This is a genomic window from Pseudoalteromonas sp. McH1-7 (assembly GCF_013366255.1).
Classification (GTDB): domain Bacteria; phylum Pseudomonadota; class Gammaproteobacteria; order Enterobacterales; family Alteromonadaceae; genus Pseudoalteromonas; species Pseudoalteromonas peptidolytica.
In genome coordinates, this window is the sequence record NZ_JABWPQ010000003.1 from 92,850 (window position 1) to 111,139 (window position 18,290).

Here is an 18,290-nt window from a genome sequence, read left to right on the forward strand (position 1 = left end):
CTTTTGCCCGAGCGCTTTAATTGATGTTGTAAAATACATCGACTTTAATGACACCTACATAAGGAACACCTATCCTCGACTGATACTTATTACCTTAATTAAGTGGTCTATGTTGAGGCGAGAAAATATTATCGATAACACCGCTCCCGCGTGGTGCTCACGCCGACGTATCAGCGCCCTTTAGGCAAGGTGAATTTACGCGCCTATAGCTGGCTATTGGAAATGAATGCAACGCAGTTAGCGTCAGATTTACTCCTTCAAATTGAGCAAGTATTAAGGCTAATTGGTATTAAAATGAATATGTTGCCCAAAAAGCAAAAACGCAAGCTAGGCCTGCGTTTTTAGTGAATATCATTCTGTGGCTCAAAGGATCTGGTTTTCTTTCCACATCTCTTCTTTTGCCAACCGCTTTTTGCGTTTATCACATGGATCGTCGCAATCACAGATTTTGTCAATGCCCATTGAACCTAAACCACCACAGCTACTAGCCATTGATTTCTTTTGTACGATAACGCCTACTGCCATCGCAACAGCGATAAGCATGAGTAAACCGAAAGTAAGGAGGAATAAAGACATTATCTAGCCCCTTTTTATTGCTACATGATATGAGTGACGACGCACAAATTATACGCTTTCACGAAGCCACTAACAATTAAATTATGGATATTAGGGCAAGTTTATAGCTATCGCTTTTACATCAAAGCAGGTATTCAGGCACTAAAAAGCCGCTTGCGCGGCTTTTACTTTTATCAATTATTGATCTATCCAAATCAAATTGCCTTCAGGGCCAACTGCACACACTTTCATGGTCGAGTCTTGTTCCATAACCGCACCTTTCGAATATTCTAAGTCAGCATAATAGCAGTATTGTTTACTATCATAAGTTTTTACTACATCTTTTTTGCTGCTGTCTGGATCAACATGTGTACCTTCATTTGCCAACGCGAAACTTGGCATGGCAATCAGTGTAGCCCCCAGTAATACTATTTTCATCACTGCAATGTACCTCCTTGATACAGTGTAAAGTTTTAAAGGGTGTTCGATAATTATACTACACCCTTTTTATCGATTTAACACCTGAAGTTAACCCTTTCATATAAAGCAGTAAATCATCCCAGAATAATTATTATACCAATTTCATTAAGTGGTCTATTTTGAGGCGAGAAAATCTTGTCGATAACACCGCTTCCGCGTCCTGCTATCGCCAAGGTACCTACATCCGTGTAGGCAAGGCAAAAATTTTGCTATTTAGTTGTTCTAAATAAAAAATTTTAAAAGCTGTTAGCGTCAGATTTACTCCTTCAAATTGAGCAAGTATTAAGTCAAATTGGTATTAGTTCAGGTAAGGTTTGAACTCGTCACTTGCATACGTCTTTATCCCCTCTGCACTCTTATACATAAGATAAACAGGCAACTGATGTTGCTGAGCATAAGCTTTCGCACGCTCAGTTCCCATCACCGTTAACGCTGTCGCGAGACCATCAGCAACCATTGCAGAAGGATGTAGCACTGTCACCGATACCAGCTCATGCTTTACAGGGCGACCAGTCATAGGATCAATTAAGTGAGTGAAAGTTTCGCCATCCATTTCATAAAAAATACGATAATCTCCCGAGGTCGCAATACCATTTTTGCCAGGTTCGATTACACGATGAATTTGACGTTGACCAACAGGCGCATCTGGCTTTTCTATCGCAATACGCCAATTACCGTCCGGCTTCTTACCTGATACACGCAGCTCTCCACCAATTTCCACCATATAATCGTGAATATCGTGACTTTCAATGACTGTCGCGACTTTATCAATGCCATAACCCTTAGCCGTGGCAGAAAAAGATAGTTCTAGTCCAGGGATAGTCTTTGCTAACCCAGCATCGGTAAGGGCAAGCTTATCTATACCAATGCGTGAGCGCATATCATCAAGTGCCAGCTGTGATGGACGTTTAGTTGGCCTTTTATCGGGCCCAAATCCCCATAAGTCAATTAAGGGCCCCATAGTTACATCTAATGTTTCCGTGGATTGTCCTAACCGAATTGATTCTTCGATCACAGTGCGGAAGTCTTCGCTAATTGGCATCACAGTATTAGCTGGTAACGCATTAAATTGATTTATCTCAGAGTCAGGAATATAAGTCGACATAGACTGATTTACCGCTTTTAGCGCTTGCTCTACTTCATCGTGCAGCTGTGCTTGAGAAAGGCTGTTTTGGCCCGGAAATACCTTGATATTATAGGTAGTTCCCATTGTTTTACCCGATAACACGATTTCAGTTGGCGGTTGCTGTTTTTCTTGGCAGGCGCTTAGAAAAAAGAAAAAAAACGAAACTATAAAAATTTTAGAGATTAAATTACCACTTATCTTCATCACAATTCCCTGAGTTTAATAAAAAAGCCCTCAAACAAAATAGGTTGTTTGAGGGCTTATATTTTATCTTAAGTTCATTATCAGACTAAAACCTAATTAACCACCGAAGTCATCAAGTAGGATGTTCTCGTCTTCAACACCTAAGTCTTTAAGCATGTTGATAACCGCCGCATTCATCATCGGAGGACCACACATATAGAACTCACAATCTTCTGGTGCTTCATGATCTTTCAAGTAGTTTTCAAGAAGTACATTGTGGATGAAGCCTGTATAGCCGTCCCAGTTATCCTCTGGTTGAGGATCTGAAAGTGCTACATGCCATTCAAAGTTGTCGTTGTCAGCAGCTAAGCCGTCAAAGTCTTCTACGTAGAACATTTCACGCTTAGAGCGCGCACCGTACCAGAAAGAAATCTTACGCTTAGAGTTGATACGCTTAAGCTGGTCGAAGATATGTGAACGCATTGGCGCCATACCAGCACCACCACCTACGAATACCATTTCTGCATCAGTTTCTTTTGCAAAGAACTCACCGAATGGGCCAGAAATCATAACCTTATCACCTTCTTTAAGTGACCAAATGTACGAAGACATTTTACCACATGGTAGCGTAAGGTTATTTGGTGGCGGAGTAGCGATACGCACGTTAAGCATAATAATACCAAACTCTTCTGGGTAGTTTGCCATTGAGTATGCACGGATCGTTTCTTCGTCAACTTTAGACTCTAGATTGAAAAAGCCAAAACGCTCCCAATCTGAACGGTATTCTTCTGGAATATCGTAGTCTGCATATTTAACGTGGTGAGCAGGAGCTTCAATTTGGATATAACCACCCGCACGGAAAGGTACAACTTCACCTTCAGGAATAGCTAGCTTTAGCTCCTTGATGAAAGTTGCTTTGTTATCATTAGAGATAACAGTACATTCCCACTTTTTAACACCGAAGATTGAGTCTTCAACTTCGATTTCCATGTCAGTTTTAACATTAACCTGACACGCTAATCGGCAACCTTCACGCGCTTCACCTTTAGAAATATGGTCAAGCTCGGTAGGTAGGATATCGCCACCACCTTCTTTAATGTGTACTCGACACTGACCACATGAGCCACCGCCACCACATGCAGATGATACGAAAATCCCCGCGTTTGCAAGCGCACCTAGAAGCTTACCGCCCGCTGGGGTTTTAATCGCTTTTTCAGGATCGCCGTTTATATCAATTGTCACGTCACCGCTTGCTACAAGCTTAGACTTCGCTGCAATGATGATAAGCACCAACATCACAACGATAGCGATGAACATGCTTACGCCTAATACAATAGTTTCCATCGTATAGTTTCCTCGCTACCCTTACAGTGAAATACCAGAGAATGACATGAAGCCAAAGCCCATCAGACCTACAGTAACAAAGGTAATACCTAAGCCACGTAAACCATCTGGTACATCTGCGTATTTCATTTTCTCACGAATACCCGCTAACAACACGATAGCAAGCGCCCAACCCACACCAGAACCTAGACCATAAACTACTGATTCACCAAAGTTTAGGTTACGTTCAACCATGAATGATACTGCACCGAAAATCGCGCAGTTTACTGTGATCAATGGTAAGAAAATACCAAGCGCGTTGTATAGTGCAGGGAAAAACTTGTCCAGAGTCATTTCTAGAATTTGAACAAGTGCTGCGATAACACCGATGAACGTCAAGAAGCGTAAGAAGCTTAGGTCTACCTCAGGGAAGCCTAACCATTCAAGAGCGCCTGGTGCTAGTACAGCGTGATAAACTAAGTTGTTCACTGGTACTGAAATACCAAGTACAACGATTACCGCGATGCCTAAGCCTAGTGACGTCGTTACTTTCTTAGATACCGCCAAGAAAGTACACATACCTAAGAAGAAAGATAAAGCTAAGTTTTCAATGAAAACCGCTTTTATGAATAAGTTGATATATTGTTCCATCTCTCTCCCCTTATGCCTTTGCTTCTACTTGCTCTTTCTTCCAAGTACGTAGTGCCCAAATGAAAGCACCTACGATGAAGAATGAGCTGAATGGCATAACTAGTAGACCCATAGGCTGGTACCAACCACCTTCAGAGATAAGTGGTAGGATTTCTACACCGAATAACGTACCAGAACCAAATAGTTCACGAATGAAGCCTACAGTTAATAGTACAACAGAGTAGCCTAAACCATTACCGATACCGTCAAGGAATGACATAGCCGGTGGTGACTTCATTGCATAAGCTTCTGCACGACCCATTACGATACAGTTAGTAATGATAAGGCCGATGAAGGTCGATAGCTCTTTTGCTGTGGTATACACAACCGCTTGTAGTACTTGGTCTACTACAATTACTAGCGATGCAATGATCGTCATTTGTACAATGATACGCACACTCGAAGGAATGTGATTACGGATCATCGAGATGAATAAACTTGAGAATGCACAAACTAATGTCAATGCAATTGACATGATAAGCGCATTTTTAAGGCTTGATGTAACTGCTAGTGCAGAACAAATACCCAAAACTTGCAGAGCAATCGGGTTGTTTGCAAAAACAGGACCAAACAAGACTTCCTTCATTTCTTTTGCATTAGCCATTAGTTCAATGCTCCATTACGTACTTTCGCAAGGAATGGACCAAACGCTTTGTCGCTCGTCCAAAAATCAACAGTATTATCAACACCGTTCGACGTTAGTGTCGCACCAGATAAACCATCTATCTTGTGCTCATTACCGCCAGCACTACCTTTCACTACATCGATAGGAAGCTCTTTATCATCCCAAAGTGCTGTCCACTTAGGATTTTGGATTTCCGCACCTAGGCCTGGAGTTTCCATGTGCTTGTAGAAGTTAATAGACTTGATTGTCTCGCCATTCGGTTCTAAAGCTAAGAAACCATACATAATTCCCCACAGACCGTAGCCTTGAATTGGAAGAATAATGGTAGATAGCTGACCTTGGTCGTCTTTTGCAAAGTAAACTGGTGAGTTATAGGTAATACGCTGAATACCTGCAACGTCTTCTTCTTTAGACAGCTTGTAGCTACGCTTAGCGTCAAACTTGGTCGCTTCAAAGTCGAAAGACTCAGGTTGTACGTCTTCAACAAACTCACCGCTTTCAAGGTTAACAACACGTGCTTCGATGTTCTGATTAAATACTTCAGAAACATCTTTCACTTTGTCAAAACCTGCAACAGCAAGTATGTTGCGCTGAATATCTTCGTTTTTGTTAGCTTGCTGCATAGGGCGAAGCTGTACAGAAGCAAAAGATACAACGATTGCACACACTAGACATAAGCCAACAACTACGCCGAGCGTTTTGCCCATTGATTCATTATTAGTTGACACGTGCCAATCTCCTCTTCACATTAGATTGAACTACGAAGTGGTCGAACAGAGGCGCAAATAAGTTAGCGAATAGAATAGCTAACATCATGCCTTCTGGGTATGCAGGGTTAACAACACGGATAAGTACAACCATTACACCAATAAGTGCACCGTATAACCACTTACCTTTGTCTGTAAATGACGCAGATACTGGGTCTGTTGCCATAAAGAACATACCAAATGCAAAACCACCAAGTACAAGGTGCCAATGCCAAGGCATTGCAAATGCAGCGTTAGTTTCAGAACCAATTGCATTAAGAAGGAATGACATCACAACCATACCGATGAATGTACCCAGAACGATACGCCATGACGCGATACGAACATAGATCAAGAACAAACCACCGATCATAATTGCAAGTGTAGATGTCTCACCCATTGAACCTTGAATGAAGCCATAAAACGCATTCCACCAAAGTTCCATGTTACTGTAATCTAGCGAACCTGCTACTGCTTGACCTAAGTATGTTGCGCCAGAGAACGAGTCAACTGCTGTCCATACAGTGTCACCTGAAATGTCTGCTGGATATGCAAAGAACAAGAAAGCACGACCTGCAAGCGCTGGGTTTAAGAAGTTACGACCCGTGCCACCAAAGATTTCTTTTGCAACTACAACACCAAATGTAATACCTAGTGCAGCTTGCCACAACGGAATCGTAGCTGGCAGGATAAGTGCAAATAAAACAGATGTAACGAAGAAACCTTCGTTAACTTCGTGCTTACGAACCGATGCAAATAGGATCTCCCAAAAAGCACCGACAGCAAAGACAGTACCATATATGGGTAAGAAGAAACATGCACCATAAAACATCTTGGCACCCCAACCTGCATCAGCTGTGAGTACACCGCCAAGTGATTGGAAAATAGTAACCTGCCATGTATTTGCAAGTTCAAAACCGTTACCTAGCGCTACTGCTGCTTGGTGACCGATGTTAAACATACCAAAGAACATCGCTGGGAATGTCGCCATCCACACTAAAATCATAATACGTTTTAGGTCGATGTTATCACGGACGTGAGTTCCGCCTTTGTTTACGTAACCTGGCGTATAGAAAATTGTTGCCACCGCTTCATACAGGGCATACCACTTTTCGTGTTTACCACCAGGTTCAAAGTGAGGTTCAATGTCTTCTAAAAATTTCTTTAAGGCCATTTTTAACCTTCCTTCTCGATAGTAGTAAGGCAATCACGCAGGATTGAGCCGTACTCATATTTGCCCGGACATACAAATGTACATAGCGCTAAATCTTCTTCATCTAGCTCTAATGCACCTAATGCAATCGCGCCATCTAAATCACGTGCAACCAAGTCACGTAGCAATAGTGTTGGCAAAATATCGAGTGGCATAATACGCTCATAGTTACCGATTGGCACCATCGCACGCTTAGAGCCACCTGTAGACGTTGTCATTTTAAACAAACGGCTAGGCGCCATATGCGCGATAAAAGTACGTGTTACAGAGAACTTGTTACTGCCTGGAGCAATCCAGCCAAATAGTTCCTTTTCACGACCTTCAAGTAGTACCGATACTTGGTTATGATAGCGGCCAAGGTAAGCATGAGGGCCGGTTGCTGTTTTACCAGCTAACACAGAGCCAGAAATGACTCGGTTATCACCGTCTTCAAGCTCGCCTGCAACTAAATCTGTTAGCGACGCACCAATTTGAGTTTTTACTAAGCGAGGATTTTTAACACGAGGTCCTGCCAGCGCAACCACTCTATCTGTATAGATTTCACCTGTCAGGAACAACTTACCAAACGCGATGACGTCTTGGTAACCAAGATGCCAAACTTGCTTGTTTGCGCCTACAGAATCTAAGAAGTGAATGTGAGTACCCACGTTACCTGCTGGGTGAGCACCTGAAAACTCGTGAACTTCTACTTGTGAGATAGAAGAGCTTGGCACGTTAGCACCGGCTTTCTTACACACAAATACTTTGCCTTCAGTCAGACGTGACACTACCGCTAGACCGGCTTCAAACGCTTCCACGTTTTCAGCGATAATAACAGCAGGATCTGCTGCTAACGGGTTAGTATCTGTCGCTGTCACAAAGATCGAGCTAGGTGTTGCACTCGGCACAGCGACACGGCTGAATGGACGCGCTCTAAGTGCTGGCCATTGACCAGACTCGATTAGCACTTCCTTCACTTTTTCAGAGTCTAAGTTGCTTAATTCAGCAGCTGAAAACTTCTCAAAAGTGATTTGCTCGTCGCCTTGAACTTCAATAACAACTGATTGAAGAACACGCTTAGCACCACGGTTGATTTCTTTAACTACACCAGAAGCTGGCGCAGTAAACTTGACGCCTGGGTTCTTTTTGTCTTCAAAAAGAACTTGGCCTTTTTTGACTTGGTCATCCACACGAATTTGCATGGTAGGACGCATACCAATGAACTCTTCACCTAGCACAGCCACTCGTTTGACGGCAGAGCCATCATGAATAACTTGCTGAGGTGCGCCCTCTATTGGTAAATCCAGACCTTTTTTTATGTTGATCATACGCACTTGCATTACATTAACGGAAAGAAACTGAAAATATCTTTAGTCATCACTGCGCCACCTCGTTTGTACCAAGTTTTGGGTATATAAAGAGCAGAAAGTTATGAGTCCGGTTAGGGTTCTCAAAAGCCCCTTAAAACACCGCTCAACGCGAACAAAAAAGCAGCGTCGTGATAAAAGTCCTCACATATTTCTCTGATTTTAACATTAATCGTACTGAGTATGCGAGTGGAATTATGAAATTAATACGACTTTAACGTGGATTTAGATTAGTTGAAAAGCGTCAAACTTCAAGTCACGGAGCTAGGCGATTTGGCAATTATTCTTTAGTCGAAGAATAAGCTAACTAACCTGAACGCTGGATAAGAAGTTAGTTAATCAAAGGACGAGGTGAAGATTAAACAAACTCATTGGGTCAAACTTAATCACTTATCACAACATAGCGCATGGCCTGTACCATGCGCTACAATATCAGTGAACTCTGTTACTTTTACCTACCTTGCATCCTCCTCTTTAAAAGGAGGGAGCGTATCGATAAATGTCCTTGCTGGATGCTTTTTCCTGAGTTTAGCCATAAACCCAAGCATAGGTACATCCACATACTCAGAATCGTCCTCTTGTAAAATACGCTGTCTCACTTTTGATAACCGATAAAATGGCACAGATGGGTATAAGTGATGCTCGACATGTAAATTAAAATTGAACATCGAATACAAAGATAACCAACCGGGTTTCATCGAACTTGAGCGAGAAACAGAATCCTGTTCATATACACGTAGCGGCTTAGTTCGCGTCGCCATACTATGCACATATAAACCGGAATGTGGTGGTGCAGTTACAGCTTCATAAAAGAAAAAGTGGATTAGCGCCGCAATCGTAATGAAAGTAAAATAAGTCTGAACACCAACATACATGCACACCAATACGTGAGGTGTTAGCATCACGATGACTGAAAACAGTGCCTTCAGTGCCAGTTTGTAATTTTTGTTCATAAATTCTACCAATGGATTAAGCCACAGAACCGCAAAGAAGAACTGAATAGTAGGAAACGGCAACCATAGACGCCACACCACATTAAACATCTGTAATGTAACGGCTGAAACACTCTTAATTTTTCGCAACTGAGTTGACGATGGATCTTTATCCGCAAACCCAGTCCAACGATGATGGCCCTGATGAATATGCACCCACGACGTATATGGGATTAAGGCCAATGGACTGACAGCAAAACCAAAAAAGTCATTTACACGTTTGTTTGTAAACACGGTGCGATGTCCAAACTCATGAATAAGCACCGAAGATCTAAACATTAGCCAACCGAGTAATAGCTGCAGCACAAAAAAGCCAAACGAAAACGCTTCAACCTTTGTCAGTCCCCACAGCACGGCGGCAATAAAAACCGCTTCGACAAGGACAGTGATCAAACCAACTTTGTTGGATATTTTAAATGCCCCTTCATCATTCAGCCGCTTTTTTATTATCTTATAACTTTCCACTTTCATTGTTTTTTCCTTAAATACTGGATACAGATGATATGCCTTATCTTATTTTTCTAACAAATAAGGTATCGATTGCTTGCCACCAAAAGGCTCTTATTAAGACCCATGGCTCAATAACTCCTTAAGCTTTTTCACTAATACCACGATATTAGGTGGCTGTATTAAAGAGAAATGATTGCCAGGAATATGTGCGCATTGAACCTTGGATACACACTCTTTCCAATGAGCCTCAAGCGGTACCGTTAGGCTCAACACACTTCCCTCTTCAGCCATAAGTAGGTCGACGTTACCGTGGTAGCGTGACGGCTTATGAGTGGCAAAAAGCTGTAGATTTTTTGCAAAAATATCAAAGCGCTCTTGCACTATTGACTCAGGAATATGCTGAAACATATGCCCCTTATCTTTCGCTAGTTGTAATAGGCTTCTGGGCAAATCCTCAAACTTAGCACCGCTGATATACTGAGTTACTTCGTGCTGCTCAATTACAATGTCCAGCTCGCGAGCAAAAAAGTACAGTAGCCACTCTGGGTCGCGATAAATCTCGATATTATGCTGTTCAAACACAGGGTTTCGGCTATCAATTAAAATAGTTTTATCTATTTTCACATCAAACTCATCACCAAGTGCAGCCATTTCCACTGCCACTGTACCACCTAGTGACCAACCAGCTACAACATATTGCTGGGCACCAATATGTTGATTGAGAAGCGCTAAATACGAGCGAGCTAAGTCGCTGAGTGAGTCTGTCGGATTTTTCTCGTAGTGCTTTAAATCCGAAGCAATAGCGTAGATTGCACGATCTGAGGACAATAGTTGAGCTAGTGGAACATAACTTAAAATACTCCCACCAACAGGGTGGATGAGTACCACTGGTGGTAAGTCTGAAGCGTGCTTATTCAAACACACGAGAGGTGATTCAGCGCCATTTTCTTCATTAGATTGAATAAACTCAGCAATGTCTATGATGGTATCGTAGCGTAGCAAGTCCACAACATTGATGGGTTTGTTCACCAAAGCGGAAATCATATTGGCAGCTTTTACCGCATTAAGTGAGTTAGCGCCTTGATTCCATAAACTCTCGGCAGCACTCAACTGAACCTGCCCAAGCACTGTTGTCCAAATATCAAAGATGCTTTGCTCAAGTGTGTTTAATGTTCTGTTTTGCCGAGCTTCCTCTGCTTCCATCGAGACAACAGGCAACCTCTTGGTATCAATTTTACCATTTTTATTTAATGGCATTTCAGGTAGTTGTATTACCTGCTTTGGCAGCATAGCCGGAGATAGGCGACTTTTAAGTAACACAACGATGTCTTGTCGCAACTGATAATCCGTTGTAAGTGCATTATCACTTGTACAGTAAGCTACTAGGCGCTTATCGCCGTTGTCTGTAGTGTATACATGAACGAATACCTCTCTTACTCCTGGACACTGATGTATCGCCGCTGTCACTTCACCCAACTCAATTGTGAAGCCATTGATTTTGACCATGTCATCGCGACGACCGATAAACTCTATTTCACCAACATTGTTGTATCGAACAAAGTCTCCCGTTGCATATAAAGTTTGACCATCGGCCAAATGAGGTAATACACGGAACTTAGCCTCTGACAGTGCTTTGTTGTTTATATAGCCTTGCGATAGCCCTACTCCACCTAGGAAGAGTTCACCACCAACACCTATACCAGACATCTCTCCGTGCTTATCAACAACATACATTTGTGTGCCACTAACCGCTTTGCCGATTGGGATCGTTGTTGCACTCAAATCTTTTTCAGACACGATATGATAAGTTGCAACCGTGGTGCACTCTGTCGGACCATAGCCATGGATCAGTTTGCCACTAAAGCGGCTTTCTAAAGCCCTTGCTACAGCTGCCATATTGACTTTTTCGCCACCAAATATAATTTGCTTTACAGATGCCAGAGGGAAATGCTGCGTATCTGCCAAACGATTAAGTAAAGCGGTCGTCACCAGAATGATCGTCACTTCATGATAATCAATGGTTGATGCCAGTAACTCAGGGTTTAGCAGAACATTTTTACTGATGCACACCACTGCCGCACCATTGAGCAGTCCGCCCCACAGCTCAAACGAAGAAGGGTCAAAGCTAAGGCTAGAGACATGAGCCACTCTATCTTTTGGTTTAATATCGATGTAGTTTGCATCCACAACACGGCTGATGATTGCCTGATGAGAAACTGGCACTCCTTTTGGATTTCCGGTTGACCCTGAGGTATAAAAGATACATGCGGTGTCAGCAGCAAAAGTATGAATTGGCATATTTGACTTGCTGTAATCTTTTGTCACCTCAGCCAAGTGGCTTAGTGCTATCACCTTAGCCTCAACATCTACTTGTTCGGCCAAAGTGTCTGCCGCGACCAGCAAACTTAACTGTGCGCCCTCAACAATAGTTTTTACTCGTTCAATCGCATCTTCAGCGCTAATCGGTACGTAAACACCACTACATTTTGCAATTGCCAATATAACCGTGATCACTTGTACACTTGATGGCGCGTAAAAACCAACCCTGACTCCAGGTGCAACTCCTTGAGATTTTAGATAGTGTGCAATTTGGTTTGCTGACTCATTTAATTCGGCAAAGCTAACGGTTTCGTCTTGTGCAATAAGTGCTGCGCTTTGTGGTGTTTTAGCAGCTTGAGCCTCAAAAAGTAGTGCCAAGTTTGACATTTCATGTGGCAATGAAACGGGATCAGGGCTTTGTCCCCAAGCGACTATTTTTGCGCGTTCAGCGTCATCCAGCATGTTGAGCTTAGAGATTTGTGTTGTGCTGTTGCAAAGCACCGACTCAATCATATTTTGTAGATGGCTCAGCATATACTCAATCGTCACTTGTTCAAATAGCGCCGTATCAAAGTGCATACTCAACTTATATTGTTCATTCGTGCCAAAGACAGCCAAGCCTAAATCGTCAAACGAGCCTCTTTGCCCTGATAGCGGATGAATTTCTTCAAAGATCCCCGTACCATTTTTTCTCATCAGCTCGCCGACCTTCGTTAAGGTCATAGAGGTTTGGAACACTGGTGAGCGGCTCACTTCCCGAGATTTATACAGCTCATTCACTATCTGAGTGAATGGGAATGTTTTGTGCTCAAAAGCGTTGATTAGGGCGTGTTTACAAATCTCTGCCAGTTCACCAAAACTAATCTCATCTGAAGCTTGAACGCGGGTTGCCAGTGGATTAACAAAATTGCCGACCGCAAAGTCATTGTCTACTAATTCTCTGCCCGCATTTGAAATACCTATCACAATATCATCTTGACCGGTATACCTATTCAATAGTGCAAAGTACACACTCTGGAAAAAGACAAATGGCGTGATCCCTTTACGCTTGCTAAATTCATCAATCCTACTTGATAGACCAGCTGGCAAAGCAACATTGACCCTCCCCCCTTTATACTGCTTAACTGCTGGCCTAACTTTATTTGGTGTCAGCTCCAACACCGGCAAACTATCAGTTACTAATGTTTGCCAGTACTGTTTGTCTTTTTCCGCTTGAGGGCTTGCTAAGTAGGTCTTTTCATTTAGCACATAATCAGCAATATCATAGGGCTTCGCAAGCGTCAGTTCACGCCCTTCAGCCGCATTTAGATATAGTGCTTCAAGCTGCTCCATCAAAATTGCGATTGAGTAAATCTCAGTAACAATATGATGGGTGAGAAGTACAAACCATGATTGCTGGCTTTGACCGTCATTTAGCGACACGATATAAGCACGAAAAGGGCGTTCCAAGGATAAGTTAAAAGGTTGATCGGCAATCCACTCAAGTTTGTGGTTGAACTCATCTGAGCCACCCTGTAGCTGAATGTGTTCTATCTCGTAGTCTTCATTCGGATTGCGTAATTGGTAAAATCCTTCCTCACATTCATGGAATGTTGAAGACATTACATCTTGGTGCTTCAACACGGCATTAAATGCGTGTTGTAGCTTTGTATGGCAAGTACTGTGACTTAATTTATACGCAGTGATCAGATTGTACGCTGAGCTATGCGGATGCAATTTAAAATCAGCCCAATAACCCAGCTGATTGGCCGACATTCCAGACACACGTTTGCCTGTACTTAAAAAGTCAACCAACTCTGCCTTTTGCGCTTTTAGCTCAGCCAGCTCCTGTTCGCTCAGTGCCCCACTGGCACTGCGATATTTAAGCTTGTCTCCATCAAGCCAAAGTTTTACACCACTTTTTTCAAATCTTAAAATTGTTTCGATAGCCATTAAATTTCTCCTTCAACCAGCGATAACTGCTCAACGTCAGCGGTATGCGCTTGACGATCCGGTGACTGGTGTTCCATGTCTTCCAGAATTAATACAGCAAGTTCCTGAATAGACGCTCCTTTTAAGATTTCTGAAATAGGCAATTCACGATTGAGCTGCTTTTTGATACCGGTATTGACCTCAAATGCCGTAAGTGAGTCCAAGCCCAAGTTCATCAATGGCGTGTCGGTTTGTATTTTTTCAATGCCAGTGCCAAGTGACTCAGAGACAAACTGTCGTAATAACTCCATCAACATCTGCTTTTTGTCATCCTCACTCACTGTGGGCTGTAGTAATGCTGCGATTAAATCCGATTTACCATCATCGCTTGTGGTTTGCTTAGTAGCGGCTCGAAGCTTCTCAAAAATGGCTAATGGACGACGAAACTCCATGACATCCAAGAATTTAGAAATATTAATATTTGCAATCACTGGGTTGAGCATTCGATTTTCAATGACACTGCCCATTGCTTGTAGTGCCTCATTGTGTGACATTAATTGGAGCCCTACTTTTTCAGCTAACTGAGCATTGTCTCCGGCGACTGCCATACCAGAGTCAGCCCATGGTCCCCAGTTTATCGACGTAGCCGGTAACGCTAACGCATTACGGTAATAAGCAAGACTATCTAAGAAACTGTTACCCGCGGCATAAGCGGCCATGCCTCCAGATCCCCATACCGACGCCACCGAAGAAAACAGCACAAAATACCGAGCTTGAGAAGCAAGTTGGTGTAAGTGCCAAGCACCTTGTACTTTTGCAGCTAGCACATTTAACATCTCAGACTCTGACAACGACTCGAATGCTGTCACTTGGTTAACACCTGCAGTATGGAAAACACCATCAATGGCGCCATATCGGTTTGAAACATCAGACAAGACTGACTCAAGCTCAGTGTAGTTAGTAACATCGACAGAGATGTAGTCCGCCACGGTAACATGCGTGCGAAGACGCTGTAGTGCTGCGGCAATATTTCCACTCTCATCTCGCGCAATAGCCTGCTGCTCAGTGCTTCTACCAAGTAATATGATATGTTGCGCACCTTGCTCTGCTAGCCACTTGGCAGTACTCAAGCCAAGTGCTCCAAGACCACCGGTGACAACATACGCTTTGTCTTTTGCGACGCGTAAATGTGAAAGCGTTGGCGCATTCAACTCAGACACTCTAGGGGCATAAGATACACAGCCACGAACCGCAAGCTGGGTCTCATTATTTGCGGCAAACAGTGCAGATGATAAGCCAGCCAACGCTGCGCTATCAGATAATTCATCACAATCTACCTGCCTTTGCCATACTTCGGGGGCTTCAAGAGCGATGGATTTACACAACCCAGCAATTGCCCCTTGTAAAGGATCGTAACGATATTGCGTACCAGCAATAGATGCAGCAAACTGGGTAATAACTGCCAGTGATACTCCAGCTTTGAGTGTGCAAATATCACGTAATTGACCAAATAAAGACGTTAACCGAGTTAATACGTCTGATGTTGGCTGTTCGCCACACAGATCCAGCCCCCAGCCAAATACGATGCGTGTTACCGCACTATTACGATGAATAAGTGACTCATCCAGTGCAGCCACGTCGCTAATAACCTGGTAACTTTGCGCACTCAAATCACCGTAGCCTGTTGGTATCGTCTTATCGAATATTAAGGTATAGGTGTAACCTTGACTGCTTAGCCATTTTGTCCAAGGTGCAAGCTTGCCGTGTTGATCAGCAAAAATGAGTATATTACCGACGGCTCCGGGTTCAACCAAGGTATCGGTTGGGCGTGTTTGCCATTGTAGCTGATAAAATTTATCTGGATTATTCAGCGTCACATCCGAGTGAAGATGCGGTTGTACTTTAGGCAAAGGGTAATGCTTTGGCTCCATTGGATAAGCCGGTGTGTCAAGGCGCACATGGCGACTATCTTGATAATATCTCTGCCAGTCTATGTCAGCGCCCGATTGATAAGCACTGTGTAGCGCTTTTACCAGCGCATGATGCAATGTTTGCGCATCTGACACTTCAATACTCCACGCGCCAAATTCATTAGCACTGGACAACATCATTGTGCGGTACTTCAGCGCACCTTCCCCAGCTTCAAACGTGGCATTGGCATGCTCCATTAGTTGCCTTGCTAACTCGGTATTCGCCAATTTGAATATACTCGGTAACACACCAAGCACTTTGCCCCCTGCGCTAGATTGCAAGCAATTGACTATGGCTGACTGCGCTTGGGCTTGTTCTATCTGACCACAGCTTAAGCGCGCAGATACATACATCAGGTCAAGTGACGCTTTAAACGGTAAGCGCTGAGTCGCCAAACTCAGCATTGGTAGATCACCCGCCTCTGCGTTAATTTCGCTGAGCATAACGCCAAGCGAAGCCACATGCGATAACCACAGCCCTGATAGTAATGAGTTTGCCAACAGACATTGCAGCGGATCTGTCCACTCTATTTTTTCCGGCCAGTGGGCAAATGTATGCTGCTCCTGAACGCGATAGTATTCACTCGCCTTACTCAACATTTGTTTGGCTTTGTTATTGTTGAGCACCCATGTGTGTAAAACAGGTAAAAAGTGATGGTCGCGCTCGGTGAGTGTGCAGCTAATCACAGGCTCTGCTGTCCCCTGTGCCACACGGTTATTCAAAGCAGGTGTAAACTCTGTGAGTTGCGCTAGTAAGTCGGCAGTGCTGCTAGCCATAAAGCACGCTCGCATAGGCCAATGCTCACTGCTAGTATTGGCAGAGAAGCACACCGAATGAAGGTCAAGCGCGCCTTGCGTAATATAGTCTTGAAATTGCTCAATCCGAGCTGCTAGCTGGACTTCAGATTTAGCCGATAACGCCAATATCACGCTACCCTTTTGCTCAGGTTCAGTCGCAGGCTGTTGTGATGAATTAAACTCATCTGACACAATCAGGTGCGCGTTCGAGCCACAAAATCCAAATGCGCTCAACCCCACATATTTAACTGGGTCATCATCCCATGCCGCGAGTGTTTTCGGTAAGGTGATTGACGTTTTTTCTAATTCTAGCTTCGGATTGGGTGTATCTAAATTAACGTTAGCTGGAATTTGTTGGTGCTTAAACATCAGCAACACTTTTATCATAGAAGCGATGCCTGCGGCACTTTCTAAATGACCAATATTTGGTTTTACCGAGCCAACCAGTAACTTTTTGCTACTTGGTGTATCGCGTTTGTAGGCTTTAGAAATCGCCTCAATTTCTATGGGATCGCCCAGTGGCGTTCCGGTTCCATGAGATTCTACATAGCAGACTTGCTCTGGAGTTAATGCACTTTTTTGTAACGCAGCCTGAATCACCTCAACCTGCGCTTTACCGTTAGGTACTGGTAATGCGCTACTTCGGCCATCATGATTAATCGCAGAAGCCTGAATAACACCAATAATATTGTCGTTATTTTCGAGCGCATCACTTAGGCGTTTTAGCACTACAATTCCAGCACCTTCGCCGCGTACATAACCATCTGCTTTTTCATCAAAAGTACTACACACTCCAGAGGGGGACAGCGCTTTTGCTTTACACATAATCATGGTCATGGCAGGGGTAAGCATCATATTGACACCACCAGCTAGTGCCAAATTACACTCACCATTAAGCAGCCCTTGCGCTGCCATATGAATACTAGTAAGTGAGGATGAACAGTTTGTATCTACTGATAATGAAGGCCCATGTAACCCTAAGGCATGAGATAATCGCCCAGAGGCAATCCCAATCCCATTGCCAGCTGCGGTATACATATCTATGGAAGCAGGATTTTCGACACTAAATTGGCCATTATCCTGATTCATAATACCTATATATACCCCACTAGCGCTGCCTTTAAGCTTACTGGCCGGAATACCCGCATTACCAAGCGCTTGCCAACAGACTTCCAATAACAGGCGGTGTTGTGGATCCATATACTGCGCTTCTCGAGGCACAATACCAAAAAAGTCATTATCAAATTGGTCGATGTCAGTTAAAAACCCACCGGCCTTGGTATACACCTTTCCATCGGCATCCTGATCCGCATCAAAGTATTGCTCAGCATCCCAGCGCTCACTTGGCACATCAGTAATATGGCATTCGCCATTTTTAAGTAGCTGCCAAAATGCCTGAGGATCATTCGCACCAGGGAAGCGGCAGCCCATGCCTATTACCGCTATTTTTTCTTCATTTTTCGCTTGTAGCGTACTAATTTGTGCCTTCTGCTTTTGAATGGTATTCAGGGCATTGGCCATTAACTTCTGATAATTATTTGGCTTTGTTTTATCCATCATCGT

The 18,290-nt window shown here is 43.4% G+C and carries 12 protein-coding genes; all 12 read right to left on the reverse strand.

All coding sequences use genetic code 11. The features are described from left to right. Positions 1 to 363: 363 nt before the first annotated feature. The 12 genes from nqrM to HUZ36_RS03085 all read right to left on the reverse strand — a co-directional run bounded on the left by nqrM (position 364) and on the right by HUZ36_RS03085 (position 18,284). Positions 364 to 576, reverse strand: a complete 213-nt coding sequence (gene nqrM, locus HUZ36_RS03030) for a (Na+)-NQR maturation NqrM (RefSeq protein ID WP_010372193.1) — start codon at positions 574 to 576, stop codon at positions 364 to 366. 177 nt (positions 577 to 753) lie between these two features. Then, complete coding sequence (locus HUZ36_RS03035; protein WP_252095639.1) at positions 754 to 993, reverse strand: DUF1496 domain-containing protein; 240 nt, start codon at positions 991 to 993, stop codon at positions 754 to 756. Between the two features lie 340 nt (positions 994 to 1,333). After that, positions 1,334 to 2,365, reverse strand: coding sequence for an FAD:protein FMN transferase (locus HUZ36_RS03040; RefSeq protein WP_176031956.1), 1,032 nt, complete (start codon positions 2,363 to 2,365; stop codon positions 1,334 to 1,336). A gap of 96 nt (positions 2,366 to 2,461) precedes the next feature. Beyond that, positions 2,462 to 3,688, reverse strand: a complete 1,227-nt coding sequence (nqrF, locus tag HUZ36_RS03045) for an NADH:ubiquinone reductase (Na(+)-transporting) subunit F (RefSeq protein WP_128729715.1) — start codon at positions 3,686 to 3,688, stop codon at positions 2,462 to 2,464. A gap of 21 nt (positions 3,689 to 3,709) precedes the next feature. Continuing rightward, positions 3,710 to 4,318, reverse strand: a complete 609-nt coding sequence (gene nqrE, locus HUZ36_RS03050; RefSeq protein WP_088529916.1) for an NADH:ubiquinone reductase (Na(+)-transporting) subunit E — start codon at positions 4,316 to 4,318, stop codon at positions 3,710 to 3,712. Positions 4,319 to 4,328: 10 nt separating this feature from the next. Continuing rightward, positions 4,329 to 4,961, reverse strand: a complete 633-nt coding sequence (locus HUZ36_RS03055; RefSeq protein ID WP_125250928.1) for an NADH:ubiquinone reductase (Na(+)-transporting) subunit D — start codon at positions 4,959 to 4,961, stop codon at positions 4,329 to 4,331. Next, positions 4,961 to 5,710 carry a Na(+)-translocating NADH-quinone reductase subunit C gene (locus HUZ36_RS03060; RefSeq protein ID WP_125250929.1) on the reverse strand — a complete coding sequence of 250 codons (750 nt, stop codon included), beginning with the start codon at positions 5,708 to 5,710 and terminating at the stop codon, positions 4,961 to 4,963. Before HUZ36_RS03060 ends, HUZ36_RS03055 begins: the two co-directional genes overlap by 1 nt. Next, positions 5,700 to 6,902: an NADH:ubiquinone reductase (Na(+)-transporting) subunit B gene (locus HUZ36_RS03065; protein WP_125250930.1), complete on the reverse strand. Its 1,203-nt coding sequence runs from the start codon at positions 6,900 to 6,902 to the stop codon at positions 5,700 to 5,702. The genes HUZ36_RS03060 and HUZ36_RS03065 overlap by 11 nt, the downstream gene beginning before the upstream one ends. Before the next feature lie 2 nt (positions 6,903 to 6,904). Next, the gene (locus HUZ36_RS03070; protein WP_176031957.1) at positions 6,905 to 8,248 is read right to left on the reverse strand and encodes a Na(+)-translocating NADH-quinone reductase subunit A; all 1,344 of its coding nucleotides are present in this window, start codon (positions 8,246 to 8,248) and stop codon (positions 6,905 to 6,907) included. Positions 8,249 to 8,742: 494 nt separating this feature from the next. Then, positions 8,743 to 9,750 carry a fatty acid desaturase family protein gene (locus HUZ36_RS03075; protein ID WP_128729717.1) on the reverse strand — a complete coding sequence of 336 codons (1,008 nt, stop codon included), beginning with the start codon at positions 9,748 to 9,750 and terminating at the stop codon, positions 8,743 to 8,745. 93 nt (positions 9,751 to 9,843) lie between these two features. Continuing rightward, entirely contained in the window at positions 9,844 to 13,980 is a 4,137-nt protein-coding gene (locus HUZ36_RS03080) for a non-ribosomal peptide synthetase (RefSeq protein ID WP_176031958.1), read from the reverse strand. After that, positions 13,980 to 18,284 carry a type I polyketide synthase gene (locus HUZ36_RS03085; protein WP_176031959.1) on the reverse strand — a complete coding sequence of 1,435 codons (4,305 nt, stop codon included), beginning with the start codon at positions 18,282 to 18,284 and terminating at the stop codon, positions 13,980 to 13,982. The genes HUZ36_RS03080 and HUZ36_RS03085 overlap by 1 nt, the downstream gene beginning before the upstream one ends. Positions 18,285 to 18,290 lie beyond the last annotated feature (6 nt).

Bases quoted from the DNA above. Each gene is read 5' to 3' on its own strand.
- nqrM (WP_010372193.1), bottom strand. From the start codon at position 576: ATGTCTTTATTCCTCCTTACTTTCGGTTTACTCATGCTTATCGCTGTT.
- HUZ36_RS03035 (WP_252095639.1), bottom strand. From the start codon at position 993: ATGAAAATAGTATTACTGGGGGCTACACTGATTGCCATGCCAAGTTTC.
- HUZ36_RS03040 (WP_176031956.1), bottom strand. From the start codon at position 2,365: ATGAAGATAAGTGGTAATTTAATCTCTAAAATTTTTATAGTTTCGTTT.
- nqrF (WP_128729715.1), bottom strand. From the start codon at position 3,688: ATGGAAACTATTGTATTAGGCGTAAGCATGTTCATCGCTATCGTTGTG.
- nqrE (WP_088529916.1), bottom strand. From the start codon at position 4,318: ATGGAACAATATATCAACTTATTCATAAAAGCGGTTTTCATTGAAAAC.
- HUZ36_RS03055 (WP_125250928.1), bottom strand. From the start codon at position 4,961: ATGGCTAATGCAAAAGAAATGAAGGAAGTCTTGTTTGGTCCTGTTTTT.
- HUZ36_RS03065 (WP_125250930.1), bottom strand. From the start codon at position 6,902: ATGGCCTTAAAGAAATTTTTAGAAGACATTGAACCTCACTTTGAACCT.
- HUZ36_RS03070 (WP_176031957.1), bottom strand. From the start codon at position 8,248: ATGATCAACATAAAAAAAGGTCTGGATTTACCAATAGAGGGCGCACCT.
- HUZ36_RS03075 (WP_128729717.1), bottom strand. From the start codon at position 9,750: ATGAAAGTGGAAAGTTATAAGATAATAAAAAAGCGGCTGAATGATGAA.
- HUZ36_RS03080 (WP_176031958.1), bottom strand. From the start codon at position 13,980: ATGGCTATCGAAACAATTTTAAGATTTGAAAAAAGTGGTGTAAAACTT.
- HUZ36_RS03085 (WP_176031959.1), bottom strand. From the start codon at position 18,284: ATGGATAAAACAAAGCCAAATAATTATCAGAAGTTAATGGCCAATGCC.